Raw genomic sequence first — 24,696 nt, forward strand, 5'->3', positions numbered from 1 at the left:
TTTCGTACCCGGCTCCAGCCTTCGTGTGTTTGATCAGAAGGGTTGGACGTTGTTCACGAGCCAACGTCCGTCCTGCTTCTCCAGACTCATCTTCACGCGACTGCCACTGGCAACGGCTTCGGGCGATTCCGAAGACGTGGTGATCTGATTGAGGAACAGCATCGTCGTCGCACTGTCCGCCTCCGCGTCGAGAACCGCGGCGCCCTGGACGACGACCTGAACGGTCAGCGACTTTTCCTTGGCTCCCGGAATGATCACCGATTCGATCAGATTGGTGAACGTGCCTTGAAAATCGCCCGTCAAACCGTCTGTGGCTGCATGCAACTGCTGGTCGACGTTGTTGTAGTCGTACTGGAACATCGCTACCGCCTGATCGGAAGAGGCCTGTGCCACTTCGTCTCTGGTCTGATCGATCGCTGCGGTGTCACGCGTTCCGTCCGGACCGAAGTAGAGATACGCCGACACTGCCGCCAACGCGATGGCCACTGCACTGATGACGCACAGGATGATGGCGAGCGGTGAGGCGCGCTTCGGCTTCGGCGAAACTTGCTTGGACGTCTCGGGGTTCACTTCTGGGGTCATGGCACAAACTCCACATTCGAGGCAAGCAACTGCCCGTCGACGTCGCACATGGTGATTCGGAGTCGGTAGTTGCGTTCGGCGGGCGCTTCGTCGCCGTTCTTCTGCATCGCGCGCACCGCGACAAGAGAAGTCCCGCAATCACCGTCCGACTTCTCGAACCCGGCTTCGAGCACCTCGCCGTCGGTTTGAACTCCGGCCTGCCCGAGGACGTTGACGAACGAATCCTTGCGTCCGTCGAACTGCGACTTGAACTCGTCGGTGGTGCCGGCGAGAAACTTGTCGAGGTCGGCAGCCGCTGTATCCGCGTGCAGTGTCGTCAGATTCAGTGCGGTGGTCCGGGCACCGGCCACGTAGCGGGCTCGGTCCTCGTCGGCATTGGACGCCTTGTTCCGGTCGACGAGAAGAAACACCGTCAGGGCCGCAAGAGCAACAGCGATCACCGAAGCAATGGCGATCCCGACTACCAACCCGGCCTTGGGCTTCGAACGAACAGGGGTGTCCACAGCAGTTTCTGCGGGGGTTTCGGCGGCGCCGGTCGGCTCAGCCTCGGTCGTGACCTGATCACCGCTGACGACCTTCTCAGGTGGAGTATCGGGCTTGCCCAAAGCAACTGGCGCCGCCACCTTTTGCTCAGCCACCTTCTGCTCAGCCGCCTTCTGCTCGGCTGGCTTCTGTTCGGCCGACTTCTTTTCGGTGGGCACTACTACCGCGGCAGCGTCTGCATCCGCACCCGTGGGTCCCGCGCTGCGGGACGCGCGACGGCGCACCCGCTGCCCGGCCTGTGGATCTTCGTCTGTCATCAACCCTGCTGACCCTTCATGAACTGTTCGAGACTGACGTCGCCGCCACCGAGGTTCGGTTGCGAGTACGTCCTTCCGTCCGGCCCGATGTACGTGCCTGTAATCGGATCGTACCGACGAGCCGAGACCGAAGGCGTCGACGTGTACGAGCTCGGGGTCGCGGTAATCGGTTCCGGAGGCCCGGATTGCGGGTTCGTGCCCATCGGTACGTAGCCGGAACGGCACTGTTCGACCGTCGGCGCACGACGTCCCGGATACTCCTCGCAGGGAAGGTTTCTCGCGCCGCGCACGGCGATCGGCGAATCCTGGGCAACCTGACAGAAGAGATCCGACGGCGTCTCGATCGGTGATTCGTCCTTCGGACTGCGCCACTGCTCTGCGGGCAGGAATCCTGTAGTGCACGGCGGCGGGTCGTTGACCTCCATGTGGAAGTCCACCAGTGCACCATCCGCAGCCGGGCCGGAGCCTGCCACCGTGACCAGCGCTGCGGCCAGCGGCGGGTAGATGACCAGAATCTGCTCGATCGCGTTGTTGTAGATCACGCCGACCTGTCCGACGGACACGAGGTTCGCCAGAAGAATCGGCAATGTCGGCTGCATGTCTTGCAGAAGAGCATTCGCCTCCGCCGCTGCCGCCGGCCCCTTCTGGATGACGGCACGCAGATCAGGGTCGCTGGCTCGGAGCTGGTCGGTGAACGTCACCAGATTGCTTGTCCAGGAACGGATGGCATCGCTGCTGACCACCTGGGTGTCCAGGAGTGGACCGGCCTGCTCGATCAGGGTCTTGGTCGCGTCGGAGTTGTTGTTCGCCTCCTCGACGAACAGCCGAGCCGAGTCGATCAGCTTCTGCAGATCCGGGCCGGCACCGTTGAACGCCTTGAAGGATTCGTCGATGACGGTCTTGAGTTTGGTGTCGGAAATGCTCTGCAGCAACAGATCTGCCTGATCGAGCATCGCGCCGACATCCTGGGGAATGCTGGTTCGGTCTTCGGGAATCACCGATCCGTTTTCCAGATGCCCGTCGACCACGATCGCTCCGGAGCTGTCGGTGTGCGGAATCAGATCGACGAACTGCTCGCCGATCGCCGACACACTCTTGACCGCAGCGTCGACGTCCGAGGGCACCTTGACGCCGCTCTCGAGAGACAGACGCGCATTCACGCCCGTTTCCGACAACTCCACCGCGTTCACGACGCCGATGGTCTGACCGCGGTAGGTGACGTTCGAGTTCTTGTACAGCCCACCGGTGGCGGGCAATTCGACGGTGACGTCGTATCGGCCGATACCGACCATAGCGGGAACACGCACGTACTGAGTGGCCATCACTATCAAACCGACGACCGTCAAGACGGCGAAGATGATGAGCTGGATGCGGACGAACTTTGTGAGCATCATGGTGCCGGTGCCCCCTGAGGAAGTCCTGGAATGTTGATCGGCGGAAGTCCCGGAATCTGAATGGTATTCGGATCCGCTGCCGGAGCCTGTCCTGCGGGAGCCTGTCCGGCAGGGGCCTGTGCGGGCGGTGCGGCAGGCTTGAGCGGATCGCTCAACGGGTTGCCTGTCTGTCCGGCCAGCCCAGCCTGCTTACCCAACACGCCTTCCGGTCCGGAGAGCGTTCCGGCCAACGGAGTTCCGGTGAGGAAGTTCGCGTCCAGTCGGGGCAGCGAGATGTCAATGGTCATGGCCAGGTTGGCGTAGTCACCGCGAATGACGTTGTCGATTCCGTTCTGTGGGAACGGGAACGTCAAGAGGACTCCGAGAACCTGCGTGAGAGCGTTGCCCGAATCCGCCAACGCTTTCAGGGTCGGCGACAGCGCGCGAACGTTGGTCGCGAAATCGTCACCGCTCTCCTGGATGACGCGACTGGCCACCTCGCTGAGACCACCGAGGGAGGTCAAGGCGTTGGTGATGTCCTGACGCTGAGCGACAAGAACCTCGAGTGCCGGCGGAATACCTTCGAGTGCTTTGTTCAGGGTGTCGTGCTGGGCCTGGACCGTCGAGGACAGTCGATCGAGTCCCTCCATCGCCGAAACGATGTCGCCCCGTTGCTTGTCCAGACTGCCGACCAGCTGATCGAGCTGAGGTAGGAGGTCTCGAACGGAATCTTCACGCCCACCGAGAGCAGCGTTGAGTTCCTTCGTGATGTCCTGAACCTGAGCGAGACCGCCGCCGTTGAGAACAACCGACAGCGACGACAGCGTCTGTTCCGTCGTCGGGTAAGCGCCCGCTCGCTCGATCGGAATCAGGTCACCGGCTTCGAGTCGGCCCTCGGGCTCTTCTCCAACCGGCGGCGCCAACTCGATGTGCTGAGAGCCGAGCAAGCTGGTCTGACCGATTTTTGCCGTCGCGTTGGCCGGCAACTGAACCTCGGGATTCAGCGACACCGTTACCAGAGCGTGCCAGCCTTGAACCTCGATGTTCGAAACGCTTCCCACTGCCACGTCATCCACCCGGACGGGCGAATTCTGCGACAGCGTAGTCACGTTCGGCATCTCGATCTGAACCTCGTATGCGCCTTCGCCCCGGCCTTGAGTGCCTGGCATCGGCACCGAGTTGAGACCGTTCCATTCACAACCGCTGGCGCCGAGAGCCACTGCCGTGGCCAACACCGCAACCGTGGTCTTGCGAGCTACCCGCATCAGTTCCCTCCGCCCATGTTGAAGAGTTCGGCGAGATCCTTGGGAACACTCGTCATGGGAGCACCTGACATCGGTCCTGCGACGGTTTCCGGCTGATTCTGACTTGCCGCTTCCAATCCCGGCTCGGTGTAGACGATCTGATCCGGGAAAGCCTGCACGCCCGCGACCGGGTTGAACAGGAATCCGGGGTAGTTGCCGATCATCGTGCTGAGCACCGGCCCGAGGTACTGCTTACACAGGTCGGCACTGTTCTGGGAGTTACCACTCTCGATACCTTCGATGGAACCACAGATCCACTGGATCGGATTCTTGAAGTTACTCAGTGCAATTGCGCCGGTCATACTGCCCTGAGCCGGCTTGTAGATCTGATAGAAGTTGGCAAGCGACGTCGGTCCGGAGTGCAGAACCTGCTCGATCTCCGGGCGCTTGTCAGTCAGTACCTGAGTGGCATCGGCGAGACGCGCAACCGATTCGCTCAGTCCCTCGCTGTTGTCCTTGACGAACCGCTGGACGTCGCCGACGGCCAGGTCGAGATCACTGAGGGCGGTACCCAACTCGTCGGAGCTGCTTGCGAGAACGCTTGTCACCGAAGCGAGGTGACCGCTGAACTGCACGATCTGCTCGTTGCTCGAGGACAACGCAGTGACAAACGCCTGCAGGTTCCGAATGGTGGAGAACAAATCGGTCCGGCCTTCGGACAGCGTGTGCATCGTGGCCGAGAGTTCGCGCAGCGTCGACCGAATCGACTCACCGTTACCGTCGAGGTTCGTTCCCACGGTGTCGATGAATCGACCGAGGGAACCCTGATCGTCCAGACCCTCCGGTCCGAGTGCGTCCGACAGTTTGGTCAGTTCGGTCTTGATCTCGTCCCACTCCACCGGAACGGCGGTGCGCTCGATCGGGATCTCGCCGCCGTTGGGCATCTGTTCCCCGCCGGAGTACACGGGGGTCAATTGCACGAAGCGTGCGGACACGAGGCTTTGAGCAACGATGAGCGCCTTGGCATCTGCCGGAACGTTGACGCTCGAATCGATCTTCATCTCGACGTAGGTGTCCCGATCACGCGGTTCGATCTTGGTCACCTTGCCGACGTTGACACCGAGCACTCGCACGACATCGCCCTCGTAGAGACCGGTGGTCGAGACGAAGTGCGCGGAGATCTTGGTCTTGCCCAGGCCTGGGATGAAGAGGTAGGCCGCACCGGCGACGAGCAGCGCGACCAGCACACCCGCTCCGATCAGCACCCACTTCTTGCGTGGGTTGGTGGAGCCCTGTGGATCCTGTGAAGTCATGGTCTCGGTCATTCTCCCGGCCCCCTGATCGTCGGTGGAATACCGGGGAAGAAGTCTTCCAGGTCGCCCGGAACCTGCTCGGGCGCGACGCTGGTGTCCACCAGGGTCTTCCACCAGTTGCTCGGCAGAATGTTGATGATGAAGGCGTCGAAGAACGGGCCGCTGGCCACGGTCTCACCGAGCGCGGTGATGTACGGTCCGAGTCCGTCGAGCGCTCCCGCGATGTTGTCCTTGTTCTGCTGGAGAACCTCGGCGACCGAATTCAGCTTCTCGAGGGTCGGCCCCATCTGAGCCTCGTTCTCCTGCACCAGCGCTGACAGTTGACGTGAGACTGCGCCGGTGTTGACGATCAGTTCGCTGATCGCGTCACGCCGCAAGCTCAGTTCGGCAAACAGCTTGTTGCCGTCGACCAGCAACGAATCGATCTGACCGCTTCTGTCGGAGAGGATCTTGGTGACATCTTCGGCCCGCGAGAGCAATTGGAGCAGGCTCTCGTCGCGTGAGTTGATGCTCTGCGAAAGCCGCGTCATTCCGTCCAACGCGGTGCGCAGTTCGGGCGGAGTATCGGCCAGCGTGTCCGAGATCGCGTTGAGCGAATCGTTGATCTGTTCCGTGTCGAGTTCGGACACCGTTGTCCCGAGGTCACCCAGAGCGTCGTTGAGCGAGTACGGGGAGTTGGTGCGTTCGACCGGAATCGGCGTGTCCGTCCGCAACAGTCCGGATCCTTCCGGCCGTACCGCCAACGACTTTCGCCCGAGAACCGTGTTGGTCTTGATATCAGCCGCTGTCTGCTCGCCCAGGGCGACACCGTCCTGAACGGTGAAGGTGACCAACACCTTCTGGTCGTCGAGTTCGACGTCGCTGACCTTGCCGACCTTCACGCCGGCCATGGTCACGTCGTCGCCGGTGACCAGGCCGCCGGCATCTTGGAAGTACGCCGAGTAGCGAATGCCACCGTTGATGAACTGGAGTTGATCGTATTGAAGCGCGGCACCGACGGTTGCCACCGCCAGGACGAGACCGATGACACCGATCTGTACCGGATTACGTTCACGGGTTGGGGTCATGAGACTTTTGCGCACCTTCCCGTGTCCTGAACTGCCGTGGGCAAGATGATCGTCGTCCCGTCGGGTCCGGAGAACTTGAAAGTGTTGGCGCACAGATAGAACTGGAAGAACGCTCCGTACGTGCCCACTCGGATCAGCTTCCGGTAGTCGGACGGCAGACGATCGAGAGCGGTGTTGATGTCGTCCTTGCCCAGGTCCAGCTGCGTCATCGTTCGGTTGGTCTCCCCGATCAGCGTCTGGATGTCCGGACGTGTCGCCTGCAGCAACGACGCGAGATCTCCCGTGGCACCGGCGATCTCGGTGATCGAATTACCGATCGGGCCACTGTCCTTCGCCAATCCACTGACCAACTGCTGGAGCTGATCGATCGTGGTGGAGAACTGATCGCCCTTGTCGTTGATGGTGCCGAGTACGTCGTTGAGATTGGTGATGACGTCCCCGATCAGCTGGTCTCGGTCCGCCAACGTGCTGGTGAACGAACTGGTGTTTCCCAGCAACGAAACCAGCGTTCCGCCCTGGCCCTGGAGTACCTGCAGCAGGGCCCCGGAGAGGTCGTTGACCTGCTGCGGGTCGAGCGAACGAAGCAGCGGCTTGAATCCGCCGAGCAGCAGATCCAGATCGAGAGCGGGCGACGTCTGATCGACCGGAATGGATCCTCCCGACGGAAGCGTCTCGGTGGAACCGGCGCCCTCGAGCAGTTCCATGTAGCGATCGCCCACCAGGTTCTCGTAGCGCACAGTCGCTTTGGTGCTCTTCATCAGCGAGTACTTGGTGTCGACGTCGAACTCGACCTCGGCCTGGTTGGAGTCACCGATGGACACTCCGGTGACCGACCCGACCGGAACACCGGCGATGCGGACCTTGTCGCCGGACTTGAGTCCCGAGACGTCCGAGAAGGTGGCGTGAAATCCGTTGCTGCTGCTGAAGCGCACCTGACTGAAGACGATCGCCAGTCCGGCGAAGATGACCGCCATGACGACGGTGAAAATCAGCAGCTTGACCGTGGTCGGTCTCATCACTTCCCGTCTTCCTGCTCGTAGGAGTCACCGAAGAGATACTGGAAAATGGTCGGCACGGTAACGCGCAGTTCGGTGTTGGGAACGAAGGGCACGTTGCCGGTGTTGGTGACTGCGAACGGTGCATGCCCGTCGACCTTCGGATCGAATTCGGGCAGACCATAACAATTGGGTCCGCCGGAGGCCGCGACCTTGGGGAGAGATTGCGGATTCTGGTACGCCTCGGCGCCGTACATGAAGCTCGCACTCAGCATCAGCGCCGCTTTGTCCCCGGTGCCTGCCAGTGGCTCGAACTTGATCCGACCGTCGTTCAACCCGACGATGAAGCACGTCAGACCCGACGAGTACTTGTCGAGCAGGGTCGTCGTCGCGGTCAGAGTGTCGAGGGCGGTGGTCAGGTTCTGCTCGTTGTCGGTCAACAACGCGTTGCCGGTGTCCGCGAGGCCGGTGACGTTGAGCAACAGCAAGTCGAGGTTTGCCTGCTCGGCCACGATCGATCCGCTTGTCGCGGTGGCATTGTCGAGGATGCGCATCAGATCCGGTGCCACGTCGGCGTACAGATTGGTGACATCGGCGGCGCCGACCAAGTCTTCCTGGAGCTGCGGTAGAACCGGATTCATCTTCTTCAGATAGGTGTCACCGAGCTCGAGAACCTCACCCAGCGACTCGCCGCGCCCGTTGAGTGCGGTGGAGATCGCGCCGAGTGTGGCGTTGAGCTTTTCCGGTTCGATCTTCGCGAGCACGTCCGAAAGATGTTCGAAGACACTGTTGAACTCGACGGTGACGCTGTCCGAAGCGATGACAGCACCCTCCTGGATCGGTTGGGTCGACGGATCGTCGGGAATCACGATGTTGACGTACTTCGCACCGAACACCGTGGTGGTCTTGATCTCCACCCGGGCGTTCGACGGAATCTTCGACATCTGGCCCGGATCCATCGCCAACTTCAGGTTTGCCTGGTCCCCGACGAGTGAGATCGACTCGACGCGGCCGACCTGCACTCCGCGCAACTTCACCTTGGCATTGGGTTCCATGACGAGGCCGGCACGCGTGGACGTCACGGTGATGGGCGTGCTCTTGGTGAACCCACCCGAGAACATGGTGAGAGCAACGGCGACGATCGCCACGAGTCCGAGGACCAGGCCGGCTGCGGCCAACTTCTTGTGCCATCTGGGTACGGTCATCGCTTGCCCGCCTATCCCGACAGGTTGAAGTTGCCGGACCCGCCGTAGATGGCGAGTGAGATGAGCAGGGTGACCGTGACGACCGCGATCAACGAGGCGCGCACTGCGTTACCCACCGCGACACCGACGCCGACCGGGCCACCGGTTGCGTTGAAGCCGTAGTAGGTGTGGATGAGCATGACGGCCAGCGCCATGACTATCGCCTGGGCGAACGACCACAGTATGTCCGTGGGTATCAGGAAGGTCGTGAAGTAGTGGTCGTACACGCCGCCGGACTGGTTGTAGAGGAACACCGTCGCAAAGCGGCTGGCGACGAACGACGCGATCACCGCAAGTGAGTACAGCGGGATGATCGCGATCATGCCGGCCATGACGCGGGTGCTGACCAGATACGGAATCGACGGGATCGCCATCGTCTCCAGCGCGTCGATCTCTTCGGAGACGCGCATCGCACCGAGCTGCGCGGTGGAGCCGGCGCCGATGGTCGCGGCGAGGCCGATTCCGGCGATGACCGGCGCTGCGATGCGAACGTTGATGAAGGCGGCGAAGAAGCCCGTCAGTGCTTCGACGCCGATGTTGCCCAGCGAGCTGTAGCCCTGAACGGCGATGGTGCCACCGGTGAACAGTGTCAGGAATCCGACGATCACGACGGTGCCACCGATGACGGCGAGCGCACCGGTGCCCATGCTGATCTCGGCGATCAGTCGCAGAGTTTCACGTGGATAGCGCATCAGCGCCTTGGGAGCGTGACCGAGAGCCTTCGCGAAGAACAGCGCTTGATCACCGATGCTGTCGATACTGCGAGAGATCGAACCGATCTGTCGACGTGTGCGCGGGAAGCGTCCCGCTGCGGCCAACGCCATCAGATCTCCTCCCGTCTGTCGTTTGTCGTTCTGTCCACTTCGATCTCTCCGACTGCCGTGGGCCTCATCCGGCCGTCAACTTGATACCGATGGTCGTGATGAGCACGTTGACGACGAAGAGCGCCATGAACGCGAACACGACGGTCTGGTTGACCGCGTCACCGACGCTCTTGGCGCCGCCTTTGACGTTGAGTCCGAGGTAGGCCGCAACCAGGCCGGCGATCATGCCGAACAGCCCTGCTTTGACCATGGAGAGCATGAGCTCACCGAATCCGGTGAGCAGTGTGATGCCGTTGACGAACGCGCCGGGGTTCACGTCCTGGATGAACACGGAGAAGACGAAACCGCCGAGGATGCCGATGGTGCAGACCAGTCCGTTGAGGAGCAGCGCCACACCTGTCGACGCGAGCACTCGGGGAACGACCAACCGGTGGATGGGATTGATCCCGAGCACCTTCATGGCGTCGATCTCTTCGCGGATGGTTCGGGCCGAAAGATCCGCGCAGATGGCGGTTGCGCCGGCGCCGGCGACGATCAGCACGGTGACGATGGGGCCGACCTGCGTGACGGTGCCGAGGGCAGCTCCGGCACCACTGAGGTCGGCTGCACCGATCTCGCGCAAGAGAATGTTGATGGTGAAGCTGACCAGCACAGTGAACGGGATTGCGACCAGCACCGTCGGCACCATCGAGACTCGGGCCACGAACCAGGCCTGATCGATGAACTCTTGCCGCTGGAAAGGGCGGGAGAAGACTGCCCTCAAGGTTTGGGCGGACATCTGAAAGAAGCCACCGACCGCTCGTAATGGCACCTCGACGAGGTCTACCATTCGCCCTCCTCGTCCTTGGTTGCCGCAGTACTGTCTGTTCTCATAGTCCAGCCCCCGACAGCTTGTGACTCAGGTCATATTAACTAGAACGTGTTCACCTGTCAAAAACAAGTGTCCAACTCTAAGGAGTAGCCTCACGGCGCCGATCCGAAACCGGAAGATCGGAGACATGGGAAGCATCCCTTTTCGATGCGATTTTCGCCGAAATATCCTGGAAATTAATACTTTTGAATGATCGGCGCCTTTCGGCGCCAGGTTCGAAATTCAGCCATGCGAGAGCCTTGACTGGGCACGCCGATCGAATATCGCATCGTTCGCAGGAATGCAAAATTGGAACACAGTCCAGTTTTTTCGAGACCGTTGGTCTCGTTACAGAACGCAGGCAAACTGCCGCGCCCACCGACTCGTGAACACGCTATTTCTACCAGGAAGTGGACACGTAGACCGTCTGAGTGTGAACAACGGTTCTACGTGTCGCGCACCCGAGAATCAGCGCCGTCGATCAGCCCAACGCGCGCAGGGCCGCCGATGCCGAGAACATCTTTGCCGGGTCACGGTCAGCGAAGTAGTCACCCATCACCGCGGACAGCGTTTCCGGCGACCAAGAATCTCCCTCGGCGTCGAACCGCTGCTCGACGACGGGCGCCGCCATCAGCGCAACCATCGGTCCGTACACCACGAATACCTGACCGTTGACGGCGTCGGCCGCCGGTGACGCCAGGTACGAGACGAGCGATGCCACATGCTCGGGCGAGAGCGGATCGATGCCGTCGGCCGGCGCGTCACCGAACACACCTTCGGTCATCGACGTCCGTGCCCGCGGGCAGATCGCGTTGGCCCGAACGCCGTAGCGCGAGAGCCCACGTGCGGCCGACAACGTCAGCGCCGTGATTCCGGCTTTTGCAGCGCCGTAGTTGGGCTGCCCTTCCGGTCCGAGAAGGCCCGCCTCCGAAGAAGTGTTGACGATGCGCCCGTACACCGGCGCCCCGGCTTCCTTGGATTTCGCCCGCCAGTAGGCAGCGGCGTTGCGGCACAGGAGGAAATGGCCGCGAAGATGAACTTCGAGTACCAGATCCCAGTCTTCGTCGGACATGTTGAACAGCATCCGGTCGCGTACGACGCCGGCATTGTTGACGACGATGTCGACACTGCCGAACTGCCCCTGCGCTGCTTCCATCAGTGCGTCGGCGGTAGAACGCTCACCGACGTTGCCTGCCACGAATTCGACTTTGGCGCCGAGACCGCGGATCTCCTCGAGCGTTGCTTCGACGGCCTCGTTCGGGGCCAGATCGTTGACGACCAACGACGCACCGGCCTTCGCCAGACCGATGGCCTCGAACTTTCCGAGCCCCGATCCGGCACCGGTCACGATGGCGACCTTGCCTTCGAGACTGGTTTCTGGGCTGTTCACAGCATTCATCGAAGCGCTCTCCCGGTTCTCTGCGGTCGTGTGTCGAGTTACCCGGCCCGATTGCCGTGACCCACGAGTTCGCAACTTTAGAACGTGTTCTTGTTTTGGGCAACCATCGTCACGGATGTTCGGTCAGTGCCGCGCGCGGGCACTGAGCGATCGCGGAACGGACATCCTCCCAGCGATCCTCCGGTGGGCGCACAGAACTGATCACGAGCTCCTCGTTGTCGTCGAGGTCGAAAATATCGGGCGCGATCCCGACGCACACACCGTTTGCCTCGCAACGGTCCAGATCAACCCTGACCTCCATGGCGATTCCTCTTCTCTACTCACAACTGCTCACACGAACACGGATACGAAACGAGTGCCGCAGGGCTGTGCCGCACACCGTTCCTGGCGATAACACTAGAACCTGTTTCAGTCGTGTGCAATGATTCGAAAAAGTACCGAGAACGGACGTCGAACGATCCGCCGGAGACGGCGAGGGCGCCCCTTGTCGCCGATGAACGCATCGATAGAACCTGTGTCAATCGAATGGTTGGCGCTTTGATTCGTATCTCTATGGAGAGGTAACCATGCACATCACCTACACCCCTGAGCAGCAACAGCTCCAGGAGGAGTTGCGTGCCTACTTCGCACAACTGATGACTCCCGAGCGGCGTGAAGCGCTCGCCGCCACGACGGGTGAGTACGGCGAAGGCAATGTGTACCGCGAAGTCGTCGCGCAGATGGGCCAGGACGGCTGGCTCACGCTGGGTTGGCCGAAAGAGTACGGCGGACAGGAACGCTCCGCGATGGACCAGCTGATCTTCACCGACGAAGCTGCCATCGCCGGTGCGCCGGTGCCGTTCCTGACGATCAATTCGGTAGCGCCGACAATCATGCATTTCGGTACGGACGAGCAGAAGGCCTTCTTCCTGCCCAAGATCTCTCGCGGTGAGCTCCACTTCGCGATCGGCTACTCCGAGCCCGAGGCCGGCACCGACCTGGCCTCTCTGCGCACGTCGGCGGTCCGTGACGGTGACGATTACGTCATCAACGGGCAGAAGATGTGGACCAGCCTGATCCAGTACGCCGACTACGTGTGGTTGGCGTGCCGCACCGATCCGGAAGCCAAGAAGCACAAGGGAATCAGCATGCTGATCGTCCCCACCACGGCAGAAGGCTTCTCCTACACACCGGTTCACACCATGGCCGGCCCCGACACCAGCGCCACCTACTACCAGGACGTACGGGTCCCGGCGTCGTCGATCGTGGGTCAGGAACACGGCGGCTGGGCACTGATCACCAATCAGCTCAACCACGAGCGCGTTGCCCTCACCTCGGCCGGACCGATTCTGACCGCGCAGCGTGAGGTCCGTGAGTGGGCACAGAACACCAAGCTGCCCGACGGCCGACGCATGATCGACCAGGAATGGGTGCAGATCAATCTGGCTCGCGTGCATGCCAAAGCCGAGTACCTGAAGTTGATGAACTGGGAAATCGCCTCCGCAACCGATCACGCTCCCGGCCCCGAAGCTGCGTCCGCCAACAAGGTGTTCGGTACCGAATTCGCCACCGAGGCTTACCGCTTGCTGATGGAAATCCTCGGATCCTCCGCCACGATCAGGCAGAACTCCCCCGGCGCCCTTCTGCGCGGCCGCATCGAACGTATGCATCGTTCTTCGCTGATCCTGACGTTCGGCGGCGGTACCAACGAAGTGCAACGCGACATCATCGGAATGACAGCTCTGCGGCTTCCCGCATCGAAGCGATAAGGACCCACGATCATGGAATTCACCCTTACCGAGGCCCAGCAGGACCTGTCCGGCCTGACACGATCCGTAGTCACCGAACTGGTCACCAACGATCGCCTTCGTGAACTCGACGCCGCGGAAGACCGCTTCGACGCCATCTTGTGGAACGCTCTGGCCTCGGCCGGCGTCCTCGGTGCGGCCCTTCCGGAGTCGGTCGGCGGAGACGGATTCGGGGTCCTCGAGCAGTGCAGCATCCTGGCCGAACTCGGACGCGGTGTTGCAGCCGTTCCGTTCCTGACGTCCATCGTCGGATCCGCCGCAGCGATAGCGGAATTCGGCTCGGACAAGCAGCGAGACGAATGGGCGAGCGCCGCCGCCGCCGGCGAGAAGATACTCACCGCGGCCCTCGCCGAGGAATACAACGACGACCCGGCCCACCCCGTCACGCGTGCCGAGAAGACCGCCGACGGTTGGCGCATCGACGGAGCCAAGATCACCGTCGACAGTGCACCGCTCGCAGATCTGTTCCTCGTCCCCGCCATCACCGAGGACGGCGTCGCGGTCTTCCTCGTCGAACCGTCGGACGCGGGCGTGAGCATTACCAGGCAATCGACCACAGATTTCTCGAGCGCGGGTCTCGTCGAATTCGATTCGGTGCAGATCCCGGCCGATCGTGTTCTCGGCTCGGTTGCCCAGGGATCGGACATCGCGGCGTGGATCGTCGAGCGAATTCAGCTCGGTTCGACCGCCTACCAGTACGGAGTGCTCGATCAAGCGTTGAAGCTGACCGCCGAATATGCCACCGAGCGTGTGCAGTTCGGTCGACCGATCGGTAGTTTCCAGGCCGTGGCCCAGCGCCTCGCAGACGGATACATCGACGTCAAGGGTGTCCGTCTGACTCTGTGGGCTGCCGCGTGGCGTCTGAGCGAAGGACTTCCTTCCGACGGCGCTGTACAGACGGCCAAGTTCTGGGCTGCAGATGCGGGACACCGTGTCGGGCACACTGCGGTTCACGTTCACGGCGGTGTCGGTCTGGACGAGGACCATCCGGTTCACCGCTACTTCCTCGCGGCCAAGCATCACGAGTTCCTGCTCGGCAACGCAACGGATCAGCTTCGCGCGCTCGGCAAGGTACTTGCCGCAGTCCCTGCCTGAGTGCGTCCCACCGAGTGGAAATCCATGACCTGGTCCGAGACGAATCGATGATGATGCAGCTATGAGTCAGAGCCCCACTGTTTCCGATCTACTCCTCGGAGTCAGCGAGATCGACGACCGCGGTCTCCGTTTCGAGGACCAGGTCATCACCTGGCGCGAGCACGTTCAAGGCTCGTTCGATCGAGCAGCGCTGCTGGACACGCTGCTCGATCGAACGCGCCCCAGGCATTTCGGACTTCTGATGGAGAACGTCCCCGAGTTCTCGTTGCTGCTCGGAGCGGCATCGTTCTCGGGTTCGGTCGCCGCCGGGCTGAACACGACTAGGCGCGGCCCGGCATTGGCGCGAGACATTGCGCTCTCCGACTGCCAGGTCATCTTCACCGAGAACAACCAGGCACATCTACTCGACGACATCGATCTCGGCGACGTCCGGGTGATCAACGTGGATTCTCCGGCCTGGGCGGAATTGTTGGCGCCCTTCGCCGATACGCCGGCCTACGCGTCGACGGCGCAGCCCGACGATCTGTTGATGCTCATCTTCACTTCCGGAACCAGCGGTGATCCCAAAGCGGTTCGGTGCACGCACCACAAGTTGGCCTCTCCCGGCGTCATGCTTGCCGATCGTTTCGGGCTCGGCGCCGACGACGTCGTCTACATGGCGATGCCCATGTTCCATTCCAACGCGATGATGGCGGCGTGGACGGTCGCGCTGCACGCTCGTGCGGGAATTGCCATGCGACGCAAGTTCTCCGCTTCGGGTTTTCTACCCGACGTTCACAAGTACGGAATCACGTACTCCAACTACGTCGGAAAGCCGTTGTCCTTCATCGCTTCCACCCCCGAGGTGCCGAACGAGCGGGACAACACCTTGAAGATCATGTACGGCAACGAGGGTTCGGCGCCCGCCGTCGCCACCTTCGTCCGGCGCTTCGACGCTCGCGTCATCGACGGGTTCGGTTCCACCGAGGGCGGCATTTCGATCTCCGCGGCACCGGTTCCCCGGCCCGGCGCCCTCGGACTGCTCCCGGACGGCGTCAAGATCCTCGATCCCGAGACCGGAGCGCCATGCCCGCCTGCAGTCTTCGATGCCGACGGCCGGATCACCAACGCCGACGAGGCAACTGGTGAACTGGTCAATGTCACCGGCCCAGGCACATTCGCCGGGTACTACAAGAACCCGGAAGCCGACGCCGAGCGAATGCGCAACGGCCAGTACTGGAGTGGCGATCTGGCGTACACCGACGTCGACGGTTACGTCTACTTCGCGGGACGCAGTTCCGGTTGGCTGCGAGTGGACGGCGAGAACATCGGTGCCGCACCCATCGAACGCTCCCTGGTCGGTTACCCGGGCTTCGCGCAGGTGTCCGTGTACGCAGTCCCCGACAGCGACGTCGGCGACCGCGTCATGGCGTCGGTGATTCCGGTCGGCGATGTCGACAACTTCGACCCGGCAGCCGTAGCCGAATACATCGATTCCCGGCCGGAACTCGGGCCGAAGCAGAAGCCGACCTTGATCCGAGTGTGCAGTGAGTTCCCGAGAACGGCGACGTTCAAGGTGGTCACTCGAACGCAGAGCGCCGAACGCTGGAACACCTCCGATCCGGTGTGGATCCGACGGCGTGGAGAATCCGACTTCCAATTACTCACTCCCGAAATGGCACTCGGCCTCGAGAAGACGCGAGAGCCCGTCTAGCCCGATATCTCAGTAGTGCTGAGCAAGCGGTTTGTGCGCCGACACCGTTTTGTAGAACTCGGTGAGCCGAAGCTGTGATGCCGCTGCATCGTCGATCACCACCGTCGCGTGTGGATGCAGTTGGAGGACCGATGCCGGGCACACCGCGGCCAGCGGCCCCTCGACGGCAGCGGCAATCGCAGCGGCCTTGTGCTCGCCGGTCGCGATCATCACCAGATGCTTTGCTTCGCAGATAGTTCCGAGGCCCTGGGTGATCACGTGCCGTGGTACGTCGTCCGGACTCTCGAAGAATCGGGCGTTGTCGGTTCGAGTCTGTTCCGTCAGCGTCTTGACCCTGGTCCTCGAATTCAGTGAGGACGTCGGTTCGTTGAAACCGATATGACCGTTGCCGCCGATGCCCAGAAGTTGAACGTCCACCGGACCATTCGACGCAATCGCCCGGTCGTAGGCCGCCGCGGCGGCAAATGGATCCGGCGCGGTTCCGTCGGGGCTGAATACCCTTGCCGCGTCCAGGTCCAGGTGATTCACCAGCTCGGTGCGGATCACCTGGGCATACGACTCCGGATGGCCTTCCGGCAGGCCGACGTATTCGTCCAACAGGAACGCCTGCACGCCGGCAAAACTCAACCCTTCCTCGCGGTGACGGCGCGCGAGTTCGCGGTACACCGAGAGCGGTGAAGATCCTGTCGCCAGGCCCAAAGTCCGTGCACCTGAATGCACCGCGTGTTCGAAGACGTCGGCAACAACGGTGCCGGCCGCCTCCGCACTGTCGACAATGACAATTTCCATCGGTTGATTCCTCAGCTTTCGGTGTAGTTCATGAGCCAGTTCCCAGCGGCCATGACGGCGCGGGTTTCGAGTTCTGGACCGGTGACGATCAGATCGGCGCGGCAACCCGGCACGAGATCGCCGACCATTCCGGCCAGCCCCATCAGCGAAGCAGGCGTTGCCGTCGCTGCGATGACAGCCGAAAGCAGATCGACGCCGGCGTGATTGACAGCCCGGCGGACGATGTCCATCAACCGACTCGTCCCGCCGGCAATGGCCGTTTTCCCCTTGCCGGCCAATCGCGCCACGCCATCGATCACGTCGACGTCGAGAGGCCCGAGTGGGTAACGGCCGTCGGGCATTCCGGCGGCAGCCATCGCGTCGGAGACCAACGCGATCTGATGCGGACCGACAAGATCGAACACCGTCGCCACCGTCTCGTCGGCCAGATGTACTCCGTCCCCGACTAACTCGACCACCATCTGTCCTTTCGCAGCCGCGGCAAGACATGCCGCCACTGCGCCGGGAGCACGGTGATGCATCGGAGCCATACCGTTGAACAGGTGAGTGGCACTGAGCGGTGCATGCGCCGAGTGTGCGATCGAACGTGTCGCAATCGGGTTGGACGCATCGGTGTGTCCGATACTCACGACGGCACCGTGACGCTCCAGCAATGAGGCAAGTTCGTCGAAGTGTGCTGTCTCCGGAGCGATCGTCATCGAGCGAATGTGCCCACGGCCGGCTTCGAGCAGCGACTCGAGCAGAGCCGGGTCGCCGTCGAGAATGCTGTCGGGATCCTGGGCGCCACAACGGAGTACCGAAAGGAATGGACCTTCCAGGTGAATTCCGGCCAGCGTACCCTCGTCCACCAGTCCTGCCAGGAGCTCGATGCGACTGCGCAGGATCTGCGGCGGCGCGGAGACGAGCGAGCCGATCACCGAGGTCGTGCCGTTCGTCCGGTGGTGATCGGCAGCCACGGTGGATCCGAACTCGTCTGCCTCGGGGAAACCGAATCCGCCGGCGCCGTGGCAGTGAACGTCCACCAACCCCGGGATGATCGTTGTCCCCGCAGCTGCCCGTTCGGGTAACGGGTCGGTTCGCTGCGACGCGGGCCCGGCCCACACCACACGATCACCGGAGATCTCGACGACCCCGTCCGGAAGCAGTTGCCCACCGGTCACCAGTTGTCCACGAAGAATTTGTCCACGATGTGTCACGACATCACCTGCGGTACAACGGGAACTTCGGTATCCGCGATCGACAACTCACGGAGCACGGCGTCCGCGAGCACGTAGTGCCCTTGTTCGTTCGGATGGAATGCGTCAGCCAGGAGAGCCGGCGGTGGGCCCTCGGGAGAATGGGCCGTCCACTGCGCGTAGTGGTCGACGAACACCACGCGCGTCGAGGCGGCAACCTGCCGCACGACCTCGACGTACTGAACCAATCCCGCTCTGGTGGGCGCATTCTCGACGTCGATCGGTGGCGGCGTCTGCAGGATCGGCACCGCACCGATCGCTCGCGTCCGGAAGATCATGTCCGAGAGGTCGTCTCGAAACCGCTCCAGTCCTTCTTCGCCATCCAATGCGTCATTCGTACCGAGCATGATCAACACCACCGAGGGTTCGAACACTTCGATGCGGTGTGCGAAACCCGCACGCACATCGGAGGATCGATTGCCGCTCACCCCGGTGTTGACAAGGACGTGGTTGAACAAGGAAAGTTCACCACGGACGCGCTCGGCGCAGTGTTCGACGTAACTTCGATGACCGTCGGTGTGCGTCAATCCCTGAGTGATGCTGTCGCCGGTGAAGACCCACCGTATCGGCGTCGAGGAGTCTACGAGCAAAGTCTCCAGTCGAATCCGTTCAGCAGTCCTGGACTTCAAAGCCTTCGACGTCGGGGTCACACCCTCTGCCTTTCGGCGCCCGATACTGCGGCTGCAAATTTCGACGTGATGAACGCCGGATCCGTGATTGCGGTTCCGACAACCACCGAGTCTGCACCCAGGGCGATGGCGCGTGCCGCATCCTCCGGGCTGTGGTACCGCCCCTCGGCGATGAGGACTGCATCTGGAAGTGCCTGCCGCAGTTCCGAGATCAGCTCCAGGTCCGGGCCGGCCAGCCGTCGGCTGTTCTCGGTATATCCCGCCAGTGTGCTGGAGATGACGTCGGCGCCCGCCGCGGCGGCAGCGATGCCGTCCTCGAGTGTTCCACAGTCGGCCATGACGAGGCCGCCGCGATCATGGACCGCGTCGACGGTGTCGGCAAAGGTCAGCCCGTCCGGACGTGGCCGCAGTGTGGCATCGGCAGCCACGATCTGCGCACCCGAGTCCACGACTTCGAGGGCTGATTCCCTTGTCGGCGTGATGAAGACGCCTTCGGAGCCGATCTTCGTCAATCCGATCACCGGTACCTTCACTGCCGACACGACTGCTGCGACATCCGGGGTACCGCCCACGCCGCCGCAGCGGATCGCCACCGCTCCTCCGTCGACCGCGGCGCGGGCCATCCTCTCGATGGTCCCGGTGTCGCGCAGGGCATGGCCGTGTCCGGCCTGACAGGACACGATCAGCTTCCCGCTGATGATCGTGAGCAATTCTTCGACAGTCACGGTGTTACCTCGATTCGTGTTGCGGCGGCCAGGAGCGCAGCGCCGACGAGCGGCGCATCGGTGCCCAAACGAGCAGGAAGAATGGCGGTTTCGGCAATGGGGCCCATCGCTTCCACCCGGAAAGCGGACGTCAGCGGAGACAGGAGGTCGGCTCCGATCTGGGCTGCGCCGCCGCCGATGACGATCACCTCGGGATCGAATGCAGTCGCGATGCCGGCCAGGACGCGGCCCAGCAGAGTACCGGCGTCGGAGACCACGGCACGGGCGATCGGATCGCCCGAGTGCATGAGCGCCACCACTGCCTGTAACGGTTGAGTGGGCACACCCGCCCGCGCTGCGTACTCGGCTGCCATCGCCGGGCCAGACGCGACTGCCTCGAGGTGATCGGTTCTGCCGCAACCGCAACCTATCGCCCCGGAGACCGGAACCAACAGATGCGCGAGCTCGCCGGCTGTTCCGTGGGCACCGTGGTACAGCTGACCGCCCACGGTCAACGCGCCACCGATTCCGGTACCGATCGAGACGAACAGTGCAGAGGTTCGACCGCGACCGGCGCCGATCATGTTCTCGCCGTGAGCCATCGCGCGCACGTCGTTGTCCACCGTCACCGGTAGGCCTGAGTGTGCCTCGAATTCTCCGCGAACCTCGGCGCCACTCCATCCAGACAGAATGTCGGAGGCGAAGACGACGCGGCCACGCACCCGATCGATGATTCCCGGTGCACCGACTCCGATTCCGGCTACCGTGTGATTCGCCCTCAGACGGTCGATCAACGCGGTAGCGGTCCCGAGAACGGCTTCCCTACCCGCCGTCGGTGTTGCCGCACGAACGGTGTCGATCACGTCTCCGTCGGACGTCACCACCGCGGCAGCCACTTTGGTGCCGCCGATGTCGATACCGATCCATCGCTTCTGCCCAGATGTCATGTCAGAGGAGCCCGGCCTGTTCCAGAACGACCTTGATCGTTGCGGTCTCGGACTCGTCGAGCGAGAGCATCGGCGCGCACATCGTGTTGCCGGTGATGACGCCGCGCAGGGCCAGAGCCGTCTTGAACGCGCCCAGACCCGCGGCACCGGCACTGACGCGACCCGGTGTCGGCGCCTCGACGATGGAGAACAGTTCGGTGAGTCGATCCTGCTCGGCCTTAGCTGCGGCCCAGTCTCCTGCCTGCGCAGCGCGCCACAGTCGTACGTAGCCGTGCGGGTCCACGTTGGCCAGGCCGGGCACTGCGCCCGAAGCACCCATCAGCAGGCATCCGTCGACGACTACCTCGTGCCCGGTGAAGACGGCGAAGTTTTCGAGCCCGGCCGACTGACGGAGCAACATACGGAAACTGACGTCGTCGCCGCTCGAATCCTTCACGCCGGCGATGACTCCCTCGCGACCGAGCTCGACCAGCATTGCCGGGCTGAGCTTGCTGTGGACACGAACCGGGACGTCGTAGGCGAACAACGGAAGATCCACTGCGGCGTGGATGGAGCGGAAATGCGTTGCCGTCTCGGCTGCATCGGTGATCGCGTAGAACGGCGCCGTCGCGACGATGGCATCCGCACCCGCCTCGCGCGCCTGCTCGGCGACGGCGATGACCCGGTTGGTGGTCATGTCGTTCACTCCGACGAGGACCGGTACCTGGCCGCCGACGTGACCGATGGCCGTCTGCACCACCTGGGCGCGCTGAGCGTCGGTGAGGTAACCGACCTCACCCGAGGAACCGAGGACGAACAAGCCGTCGACTCCGGCTTCGATCTGCAGTGAGAGCAGGCGTTCGAGCGACGTGGTGTCGACCTCGCCCTCGAGCGTCAGTGGTGTGACGATCGGCGGGACGATTCCGCTGAAGGTGGTGGTTTCCGTGCTCATGGGGTCTCCATATGTTGGTTGTCGGATTGAGTTGTGGGTGCGGCTGTCAGGGAGAAACGGAGACCGGCTGACCGCTCGAGGCGGACAGATAGGCAGCATCGATCACGCGCATCGACGCGCGGGCGTCTGCCACGGTGTAGTCGGGTTCGGTCCGTGTGGGAAGTCGATCGAGCACGTGAGAGAGAAAGCTCGACACCGCGTTGTCCGAACCGAAGCCGCCGATGGGTAGTGCGGTCACGTCTCCCGAGGCCGCGAAGTGGGTCACCGCGGGTTTGTCGTCGTCGGAACTCGCGTATCCGTGGGATCCGAGGACGCGAACCGTCGCGGTATTCGCGCCGAAACCCGGTGCTGCGGGGATTCTTCCGACGGTCACCGTCGCGGTGACGCCGTTTTCCAGGGCGAGCGAGATCAACGCCGTGTCTTCGACTCCGAACTGCTGGTGGGCCCCGCCGTAGAGTGTGCTCGTCTCGGCGTACACCTCGGTGACGTCCAGGCCGGTGAGGTATCGGAGGTAGTCGGCGGCGTAACCGGCGAAGTTCACTACTTCTCCCCCGCCGGAAAGCGCGGGATCCACCACCAGTTCGGGACGCTCGACAGACGTCGCGAAATGTGTTCCGCTTGCGAGGAACTCGATGTCGACGTGGCGCGGCAGTCCGAGATTTCCGGCGTCGATCCATCGGCGCAGTCGCCGGAGCGCAGGTGAATGAGTGCGGTTCACCACCGTGCAGATTCGCCCGTTCGACCGTGCGGCTTGCTGAACCGCCGCGGCCTCCGCCTCGTCGACGCCCACCGGCTTGTCCACCAGGACGTCGAGTCCGGCGTTCAATGCGGCAATCGCAAGCCGCGCATGCCTGGTCGGCTCACTGCAGATGATCGCCAGGTCAATCCGTTCGGGGTCGAGCAACTCGCCGAGTTCGTCGATCCACTCGATGTCTGCGGCCTTTGCCATCGCGATCCCGTCCTCACGAATCCAATCGGGGACCGAGGATTCGTCGGAGGCCCCGACCAGGCTCACTCGAGGATCGGATCGCAACAGGTCCGCATAGGAGCCGGCATGCCTGACGCCGCTGACAAATCCGACGCGGATCGAACCGGTGCCGGTCATTGGTTTTCTCCGATCGAGACAGCGCGGCCGGTGTCGAGCGATTGCTGGGCAGCGATCGCAGTCGCGAGAGCTGCACGCACCTGCCAGTTCTCGACTATCGGGCTCGCGGAACCGTCGAGAGTGGCGATCCAGTGACGCATCTGATGCGACATCGCGTCCTCGATCGACGACGGCGGCGCGTTGGTCGTGTCCGTCATCAGTCCCGGGTCGTCGCCGGTGTCGTGCGCGAGCGTGCCGGAAGTCCCCGACACCACGATCCGACGCACCATCTTTCCCGATTGTGGTAGCGCGTAGGCCAATTCGATCAGAGCCAGCGATCCGTCCTCGAAGCGAACGGTCAGATGGAAGCTGTCGTGCACGGGCATCCCCGCCGCGAAGGTGGGGAAACTACGAGCGAACACACGGGTCGGACGACGACCGATCAGCCACGTCACCAGATCGAGTGCGTGGGTTCCGTTGTGAACGGGGTGACCACCCGAACGATCCTTGTCGTGTTGCCAGCCTCGCCAGCCCCCTGGCCAGACATGGCCGGTGTACCAACTGAGATGGATCAACCGGGGGTCGCCGATGGCACCTTGTGCAACCGAGTTTCCGATCGAGGTGATCGACGGCTGGAATCGTACGGTCTGTCCGACCATCAGTGAGGTGCCGTTACCTTCGGTGGCCTCGACCATCGCGTCGAAGTCCGCGACTGTCAGCGCGGCCGGCTTCTCCACGTGCACATGCTTTCCCGCGCGGCCCGCGGCTATCGTCACGGGTGCGTGGTCGGGAGTGGCCCCGACAACGTTGACCGCCTGCACGCTCGGGTCGGCGAGAATCTTCGCCAGATCGGTACTGGCCTTCGCGCCCGGCGCCAACGCCGCAACCGATGCGGCCCGGTCCAAGTCACTGCCGAATACGTAGGCGACTTCGACCGACGGGATTCGCGCCAAGGCGCTGACGTGGTCCCGCGCGATTCCGCCGCTACCTATGACGGCTACACGCACCGTCACTTGGCACTTCCCGAGAGCGCTGCCGGTTCGCCGCCACCGAGTCGCACCTGTTCGGCGACGACGAGTGCGCGTTCACGTGCGTACGTCAACGGCGAGTCGGGATCAGCCTTGCCGTCGAGAACTGCTGCCATCTCGTCGATTTCGTGACGAATCGCAGCCTGCATCCACAGCGAGGATCCTCCGTTTCCCGAGTTGTACTTCTGCGTCCTGCTCGCAGCGTCGATCAACGATTGGTTCTCGGCGTCGACGTCGAAGATCGGCCACGACTCTACGACCTGTCCCCCGCGCAGTCGGCTGACCCGGCCGGTATGGAAGTCCGCGTGGACCGAACCTTCGATGGCATCGACGGTCAGCTGCCACGACGAAGTGTGTGAACGCGTTGAGATAGTGTGTCTGCCGATCGCGCCGCCGGCGAACGACACCACTGTGTTGCGGAAGCCGTCGTCCGCGGTGGCGATGCTCGACACGGCAGTCACCTCGCCGCCGAGCCAGCACATCAGGTCCAGTTCGTGAATCTCGTGAGTCAGTTCTCCACCCGTTCGGCTCTTGTCGAGCTTCCACCACTGTGGATCTGCGCCGTCGGTGTCGATCCAGCGTGAGCGAGACGTTTCGATCGCAGCGACCTCGCCGAGCTCCCCCGACGCCAGCAAGTCCGCCAGACGTCGTACACCCGGCATCATCCGCATGATGTGCCCGACCATCAACGGCGAACCGCTCGCGTCGGCGCTCGCGATCATGTTCTGCGCATCGACCAGTTCGACGGCGAGCGGCTTCTCGACAAAAACTGCCTTGCCGTGTTCGAGCGCCGCGATGGCAGGTTCGGCGTGCGCGTGATTGGGCGTCGCGACGACAACGAGGGCCAACTCCGGGTGAGCGGCCACCGCGTCGTGATCGTCTGTCGGGGTTGCCGAGAACTCTGCGGCGACGTCCTTGGCCCGCTCGAAGTCACGGTCGCACAGCATCGTCAGTTCGAAACGTGGATGGGCAGCCAGCTCGCGAGCGAGGGAACTACCGAAGAATCCGCAACCGACCACACCGACTTTGTATCGGGTCATGAAGTCTCCAAAGATTGGATGAGGGATGTCCTATGTTATACGG

At 62.8% G+C, this 24,696-nt stretch carries 24 protein-coding genes; 3 read left to right on the plus strand and 21 right to left on the minus strand.

The genetic code is table 11. The annotated features are described in order from the left end of the window. Window positions 1-33 precede the first annotated feature (33 nt). From ACN50D_RS19530 to ACN50D_RS19585, 12 genes are all read right to left on the minus strand, one after another. Complete coding sequence (locus ACN50D_RS19530) at window positions 34-582, minus strand: hypothetical protein (protein WP_007734345.1); 549 nt, start codon at window positions 580-582, stop codon at window positions 34-36. Continuing rightward, entirely contained in the window at window positions 579-1,382 is an 804-nt protein-coding gene (locus tag ACN50D_RS19535; protein ID WP_081377452.1) for a hypothetical protein, read from the minus strand. Before ACN50D_RS19535 ends, ACN50D_RS19530 begins: the two co-directional genes overlap by 4 nt. Next, window positions 1,382-2,776 (minus strand): MCE family protein, encoded by a 1,395-nt coding sequence (locus ACN50D_RS19540; RefSeq protein WP_020906318.1) that lies wholly within the window; start codon window positions 2,774-2,776, stop codon window positions 1,382-1,384. The genes ACN50D_RS19535 and ACN50D_RS19540 overlap by 1 nt, the downstream gene beginning before the upstream one ends. After that, window positions 2,773-4,020 (minus strand): MCE family protein, encoded by a 1,248-nt coding sequence (locus ACN50D_RS19545; protein WP_042920418.1) that lies wholly within the window; start codon window positions 4,018-4,020, stop codon window positions 2,773-2,775. The genes ACN50D_RS19540 and ACN50D_RS19545 overlap by 4 nt, the downstream gene beginning before the upstream one ends. Next, window positions 4,020-5,324, minus strand: a complete 1,305-nt coding sequence (locus tag ACN50D_RS19550; RefSeq protein WP_081377453.1) for an MCE family protein — start codon at window positions 5,322-5,324, stop codon at window positions 4,020-4,022. The genes ACN50D_RS19545 and ACN50D_RS19550 overlap by 1 nt, the downstream gene beginning before the upstream one ends. Then, the gene (locus ACN50D_RS19555) at window positions 5,321-6,379 is read right to left on the minus strand and encodes an MCE family protein (protein WP_003945728.1); all 1,059 of its coding nucleotides are present in this window, start codon (window positions 6,377-6,379) and stop codon (window positions 5,321-5,323) included. The genes ACN50D_RS19550 and ACN50D_RS19555 overlap by 4 nt, the downstream gene beginning before the upstream one ends. Then, window positions 6,376-7,395 carry an MCE family protein gene (locus ACN50D_RS19560; protein WP_007734337.1) on the minus strand — a complete coding sequence of 340 codons (1,020 nt, stop codon included), beginning with the start codon at window positions 7,393-7,395 and terminating at the stop codon, window positions 6,376-6,378. Before ACN50D_RS19560 ends, ACN50D_RS19555 begins: the two co-directional genes overlap by 4 nt. Beyond that, window positions 7,395-8,579, minus strand: a complete 1,185-nt coding sequence (locus ACN50D_RS19565) for an MCE family protein (protein ID WP_003945815.1) — start codon at window positions 8,577-8,579, stop codon at window positions 7,395-7,397. The genes ACN50D_RS19560 and ACN50D_RS19565 overlap by 1 nt, the downstream gene beginning before the upstream one ends. An 11-nt stretch (window positions 8,580-8,590) precedes the next feature. Then, window positions 8,591-9,442 (minus strand): MlaE family ABC transporter permease, encoded by an 852-nt coding sequence (locus ACN50D_RS19570; RefSeq protein ID WP_003945759.1) that lies wholly within the window; start codon window positions 9,440-9,442, stop codon window positions 8,591-8,593. 64 nt (window positions 9,443-9,506) lie between these two features. Then, window positions 9,507-10,271: an MlaE family ABC transporter permease gene (locus ACN50D_RS19575; RefSeq protein ID WP_003945687.1), complete on the minus strand. Its 765-nt coding sequence runs from the start codon at window positions 10,269-10,271 to the stop codon at window positions 9,507-9,509. 502 nt (window positions 10,272-10,773) lie between these two features. Further along, on the minus strand, window positions 10,774-11,691 hold the full coding sequence (locus tag ACN50D_RS19580) for a 3-oxoacyl-ACP reductase (RefSeq protein WP_007734334.1): 918 nt from the start codon (window positions 11,689-11,691) through the stop codon (window positions 10,774-10,776). Between the two features lie 109 nt (window positions 11,692-11,800). Then, the gene (locus ACN50D_RS19585) at window positions 11,801-11,992 is read right to left on the minus strand and encodes a ferredoxin (protein WP_007734330.1); all 192 of its coding nucleotides are present in this window, start codon (window positions 11,990-11,992) and stop codon (window positions 11,801-11,803) included. A gap of 265 nt (window positions 11,993-12,257) precedes the next feature. On the opposite strand from ACN50D_RS19585, the gene ACN50D_RS19590 reads away from it, so the two are divergent. The 3 genes from ACN50D_RS19590 to ACN50D_RS19600 all read left to right on the plus strand — a co-directional run bounded on the left by ACN50D_RS19590 (window position 12,258) and on the right by ACN50D_RS19600 (window position 16,266). Next, entirely contained in the window at window positions 12,258-13,439 is a 1,182-nt protein-coding gene (locus ACN50D_RS19590) for an acyl-CoA dehydrogenase family protein (protein ID WP_003945878.1), read from the plus strand. Window positions 13,440-13,451: 12 nt separating this feature from the next. After that, complete coding sequence (locus tag ACN50D_RS19595) at window positions 13,452-14,573, plus strand: acyl-CoA dehydrogenase family protein (protein WP_054825143.1); 1,122 nt, start codon at window positions 13,452-13,454, stop codon at window positions 14,571-14,573. A 61-nt stretch (window positions 14,574-14,634) separates the two neighbouring features. Continuing rightward, window positions 14,635-16,266, plus strand: coding sequence for a long-chain-fatty-acid--CoA ligase (locus ACN50D_RS19600; protein ID WP_042920426.1), 1,632 nt, complete (start codon window positions 14,635-14,637; stop codon window positions 16,264-16,266). 9 nt (window positions 16,267-16,275) lie between these two features. Here the strand turns inward: ACN50D_RS19600 and nagB are convergent, their stop codons facing one another. Genes nagB through ACN50D_RS19645 form a run of 9 tightly spaced genes read right to left on the minus strand, consistent with a single transcriptional unit; the run spans window position 16,276 to window position 24,653 of the window. Next, entirely contained in the window at window positions 16,276-17,055 is a 780-nt protein-coding gene (nagB, locus tag ACN50D_RS19605) for a glucosamine-6-phosphate deaminase (RefSeq protein WP_063315002.1), read from the minus strand. 11 nt (window positions 17,056-17,066) lie between these two features. Continuing rightward, entirely contained in the window at window positions 17,067-18,251 is a 1,185-nt protein-coding gene (locus ACN50D_RS19610) for an N-acetylglucosamine-6-phosphate deacetylase (RefSeq protein WP_070161475.1), read from the minus strand. Further along, window positions 18,248-18,940 carry an SGNH/GDSL hydrolase family protein gene (locus tag ACN50D_RS19615; RefSeq protein WP_070161473.1) on the minus strand — a complete coding sequence of 231 codons (693 nt, stop codon included), beginning with the start codon at window positions 18,938-18,940 and terminating at the stop codon, window positions 18,248-18,250. The genes ACN50D_RS19610 and ACN50D_RS19615 overlap by 4 nt, the downstream gene beginning before the upstream one ends. Further along, complete coding sequence (locus ACN50D_RS19620; protein WP_070161471.1) at window positions 18,937-19,644, minus strand: N-acetylmannosamine-6-phosphate 2-epimerase; 708 nt, start codon at window positions 19,642-19,644, stop codon at window positions 18,937-18,939. The genes ACN50D_RS19615 and ACN50D_RS19620 overlap by 4 nt, the downstream gene beginning before the upstream one ends. Further along, complete coding sequence (locus ACN50D_RS19625) at window positions 19,641-20,570, minus strand: ROK family protein (RefSeq protein ID WP_070161469.1); 930 nt, start codon at window positions 20,568-20,570, stop codon at window positions 19,641-19,643. The genes ACN50D_RS19620 and ACN50D_RS19625 overlap by 4 nt, the downstream gene beginning before the upstream one ends. Before the next feature lies 1 nt (window position 20,571). Beyond that, on the minus strand, window positions 20,572-21,501 hold the full coding sequence (locus tag ACN50D_RS19630; RefSeq protein WP_211921488.1) for a dihydrodipicolinate synthase family protein: 930 nt from the start codon (window positions 21,499-21,501) through the stop codon (window positions 20,572-20,574). Between the two features lie 46 nt (window positions 21,502-21,547). Then, the gene (locus ACN50D_RS19635) at window positions 21,548-22,606 is read right to left on the minus strand and encodes a Gfo/Idh/MocA family protein (RefSeq protein WP_007734307.1); all 1,059 of its coding nucleotides are present in this window, start codon (window positions 22,604-22,606) and stop codon (window positions 21,548-21,550) included. Beyond that, window positions 22,603-23,598: a Gfo/Idh/MocA family protein gene (locus ACN50D_RS19640; protein ID WP_158170170.1), complete on the minus strand. Its 996-nt coding sequence runs from the start codon at window positions 23,596-23,598 to the stop codon at window positions 22,603-22,605. The genes ACN50D_RS19635 and ACN50D_RS19640 overlap by 4 nt, the downstream gene beginning before the upstream one ends. Further along, window positions 23,595-24,653, minus strand: coding sequence for a Gfo/Idh/MocA family protein (locus ACN50D_RS19645; RefSeq protein WP_064111894.1), 1,059 nt, complete (start codon window positions 24,651-24,653; stop codon window positions 23,595-23,597). Before ACN50D_RS19645 ends, ACN50D_RS19640 begins: the two co-directional genes overlap by 4 nt. Window positions 24,654-24,696: the final 43 nt, after the last annotated feature.

The sequence above is a fragment of the Rhodococcus sp. SB1D genome, from assembly GCF_048573875.1.
GTDB lineage: Bacteria > Actinomycetota > Actinomycetes > Mycobacteriales > Mycobacteriaceae > Rhodococcus_F > Rhodococcus_F qingshengii.

What these genes read in the sequence shown, in the direction of transcription:
- ACN50D_RS19530 (WP_007734345.1), bottom strand. Translation starts at nt 582, where the DNA reads ATGACCCCAGAAGTGAACCCCGAGACGTCCAAGCAAGTTTCGCCGAAG.
- ACN50D_RS19535 (WP_081377452.1), bottom strand. Translation starts at nt 1,382, where the DNA reads ATGACAGACGAAGATCCACAGGCCGGGCAGCGGGTGCGCCGTCGCGCG.
- ACN50D_RS19540 (WP_020906318.1), bottom strand. Translation starts at nt 2,776, where the DNA reads ATGATGCTCACAAAGTTCGTCCGCATCCAGCTCATCATCTTCGCCGTC.
- ACN50D_RS19545 (WP_042920418.1), bottom strand. Translation starts at nt 4,020, where the DNA reads ATGCGGGTAGCTCGCAAGACCACGGTTGCGGTGTTGGCCACGGCAGTG.
- ACN50D_RS19550 (WP_081377453.1), bottom strand. Translation starts at nt 5,324, where the DNA reads ATGACCGAGACCATGACTTCACAGGATCCACAGGGCTCCACCAACCCA.
- ACN50D_RS19555 (WP_003945728.1), bottom strand. Translation starts at nt 6,379, where the DNA reads ATGACCCCAACCCGTGAACGTAATCCGGTACAGATCGGTGTCATCGGT.
- ACN50D_RS19560 (WP_007734337.1), bottom strand. Translation starts at nt 7,395, where the DNA reads ATGAGACCGACCACGGTCAAGCTGCTGATTTTCACCGTCGTCATGGCG.
- ACN50D_RS19565 (WP_003945815.1), bottom strand. Translation starts at nt 8,579, where the DNA reads ATGACCGTACCCAGATGGCACAAGAAGTTGGCCGCAGCCGGCCTGGTC.
- ACN50D_RS19570 (WP_003945759.1), bottom strand. Translation starts at nt 9,442, where the DNA reads ATGGCGTTGGCCGCAGCGGGACGCTTCCCGCGCACACGTCGACAGATC.
- ACN50D_RS19575 (WP_003945687.1), bottom strand. Translation starts at nt 10,271, where the DNA reads ATGGTAGACCTCGTCGAGGTGCCATTACGAGCGGTCGGTGGCTTCTTT.
- ACN50D_RS19580 (WP_007734334.1), bottom strand. Translation starts at nt 11,691, where the DNA reads ATGAATGCTGTGAACAGCCCAGAAACCAGTCTCGAAGGCAAGGTCGCC.
- ACN50D_RS19585 (WP_007734330.1), bottom strand. Translation starts at nt 11,992, where the DNA reads ATGGAGGTCAGGGTTGATCTGGACCGTTGCGAGGCAAACGGTGTGTGC.
- ACN50D_RS19590 (WP_003945878.1), top strand. Translation starts at nt 12,258, where the DNA reads ATGCACATCACCTACACCCCTGAGCAGCAACAGCTCCAGGAGGAGTTG.
- ACN50D_RS19595 (WP_054825143.1), top strand. Translation starts at nt 13,452, where the DNA reads ATGGAATTCACCCTTACCGAGGCCCAGCAGGACCTGTCCGGCCTGACA.
- ACN50D_RS19600 (WP_042920426.1), top strand. Translation starts at nt 14,635, where the DNA reads ATGAGTCAGAGCCCCACTGTTTCCGATCTACTCCTCGGAGTCAGCGAG.
- nagB (WP_063315002.1), bottom strand. Translation starts at nt 17,055, where the DNA reads ATGGAAATTGTCATTGTCGACAGTGCGGAGGCGGCCGGCACCGTTGTT.
- ACN50D_RS19625 (WP_070161469.1), bottom strand. Translation starts at nt 20,570, where the DNA reads ATGACATCTGGGCAGAAGCGATGGATCGGTATCGACATCGGCGGCACC.
- ACN50D_RS19630 (WP_211921488.1), bottom strand. Translation starts at nt 21,501, where the DNA reads ATGAGCACGGAAACCACCACCTTCAGCGGAATCGTCCCGCCGATCGTC.
- ACN50D_RS19635 (WP_007734307.1), bottom strand. Translation starts at nt 22,606, where the DNA reads ATGACCGGCACCGGTTCGATCCGCGTCGGATTTGTCAGCGGCGTCAGG.
- ACN50D_RS19645 (WP_064111894.1), bottom strand. Translation starts at nt 24,653, where the DNA reads ATGACCCGATACAAAGTCGGTGTGGTCGGTTGCGGATTCTTCGGTAGT.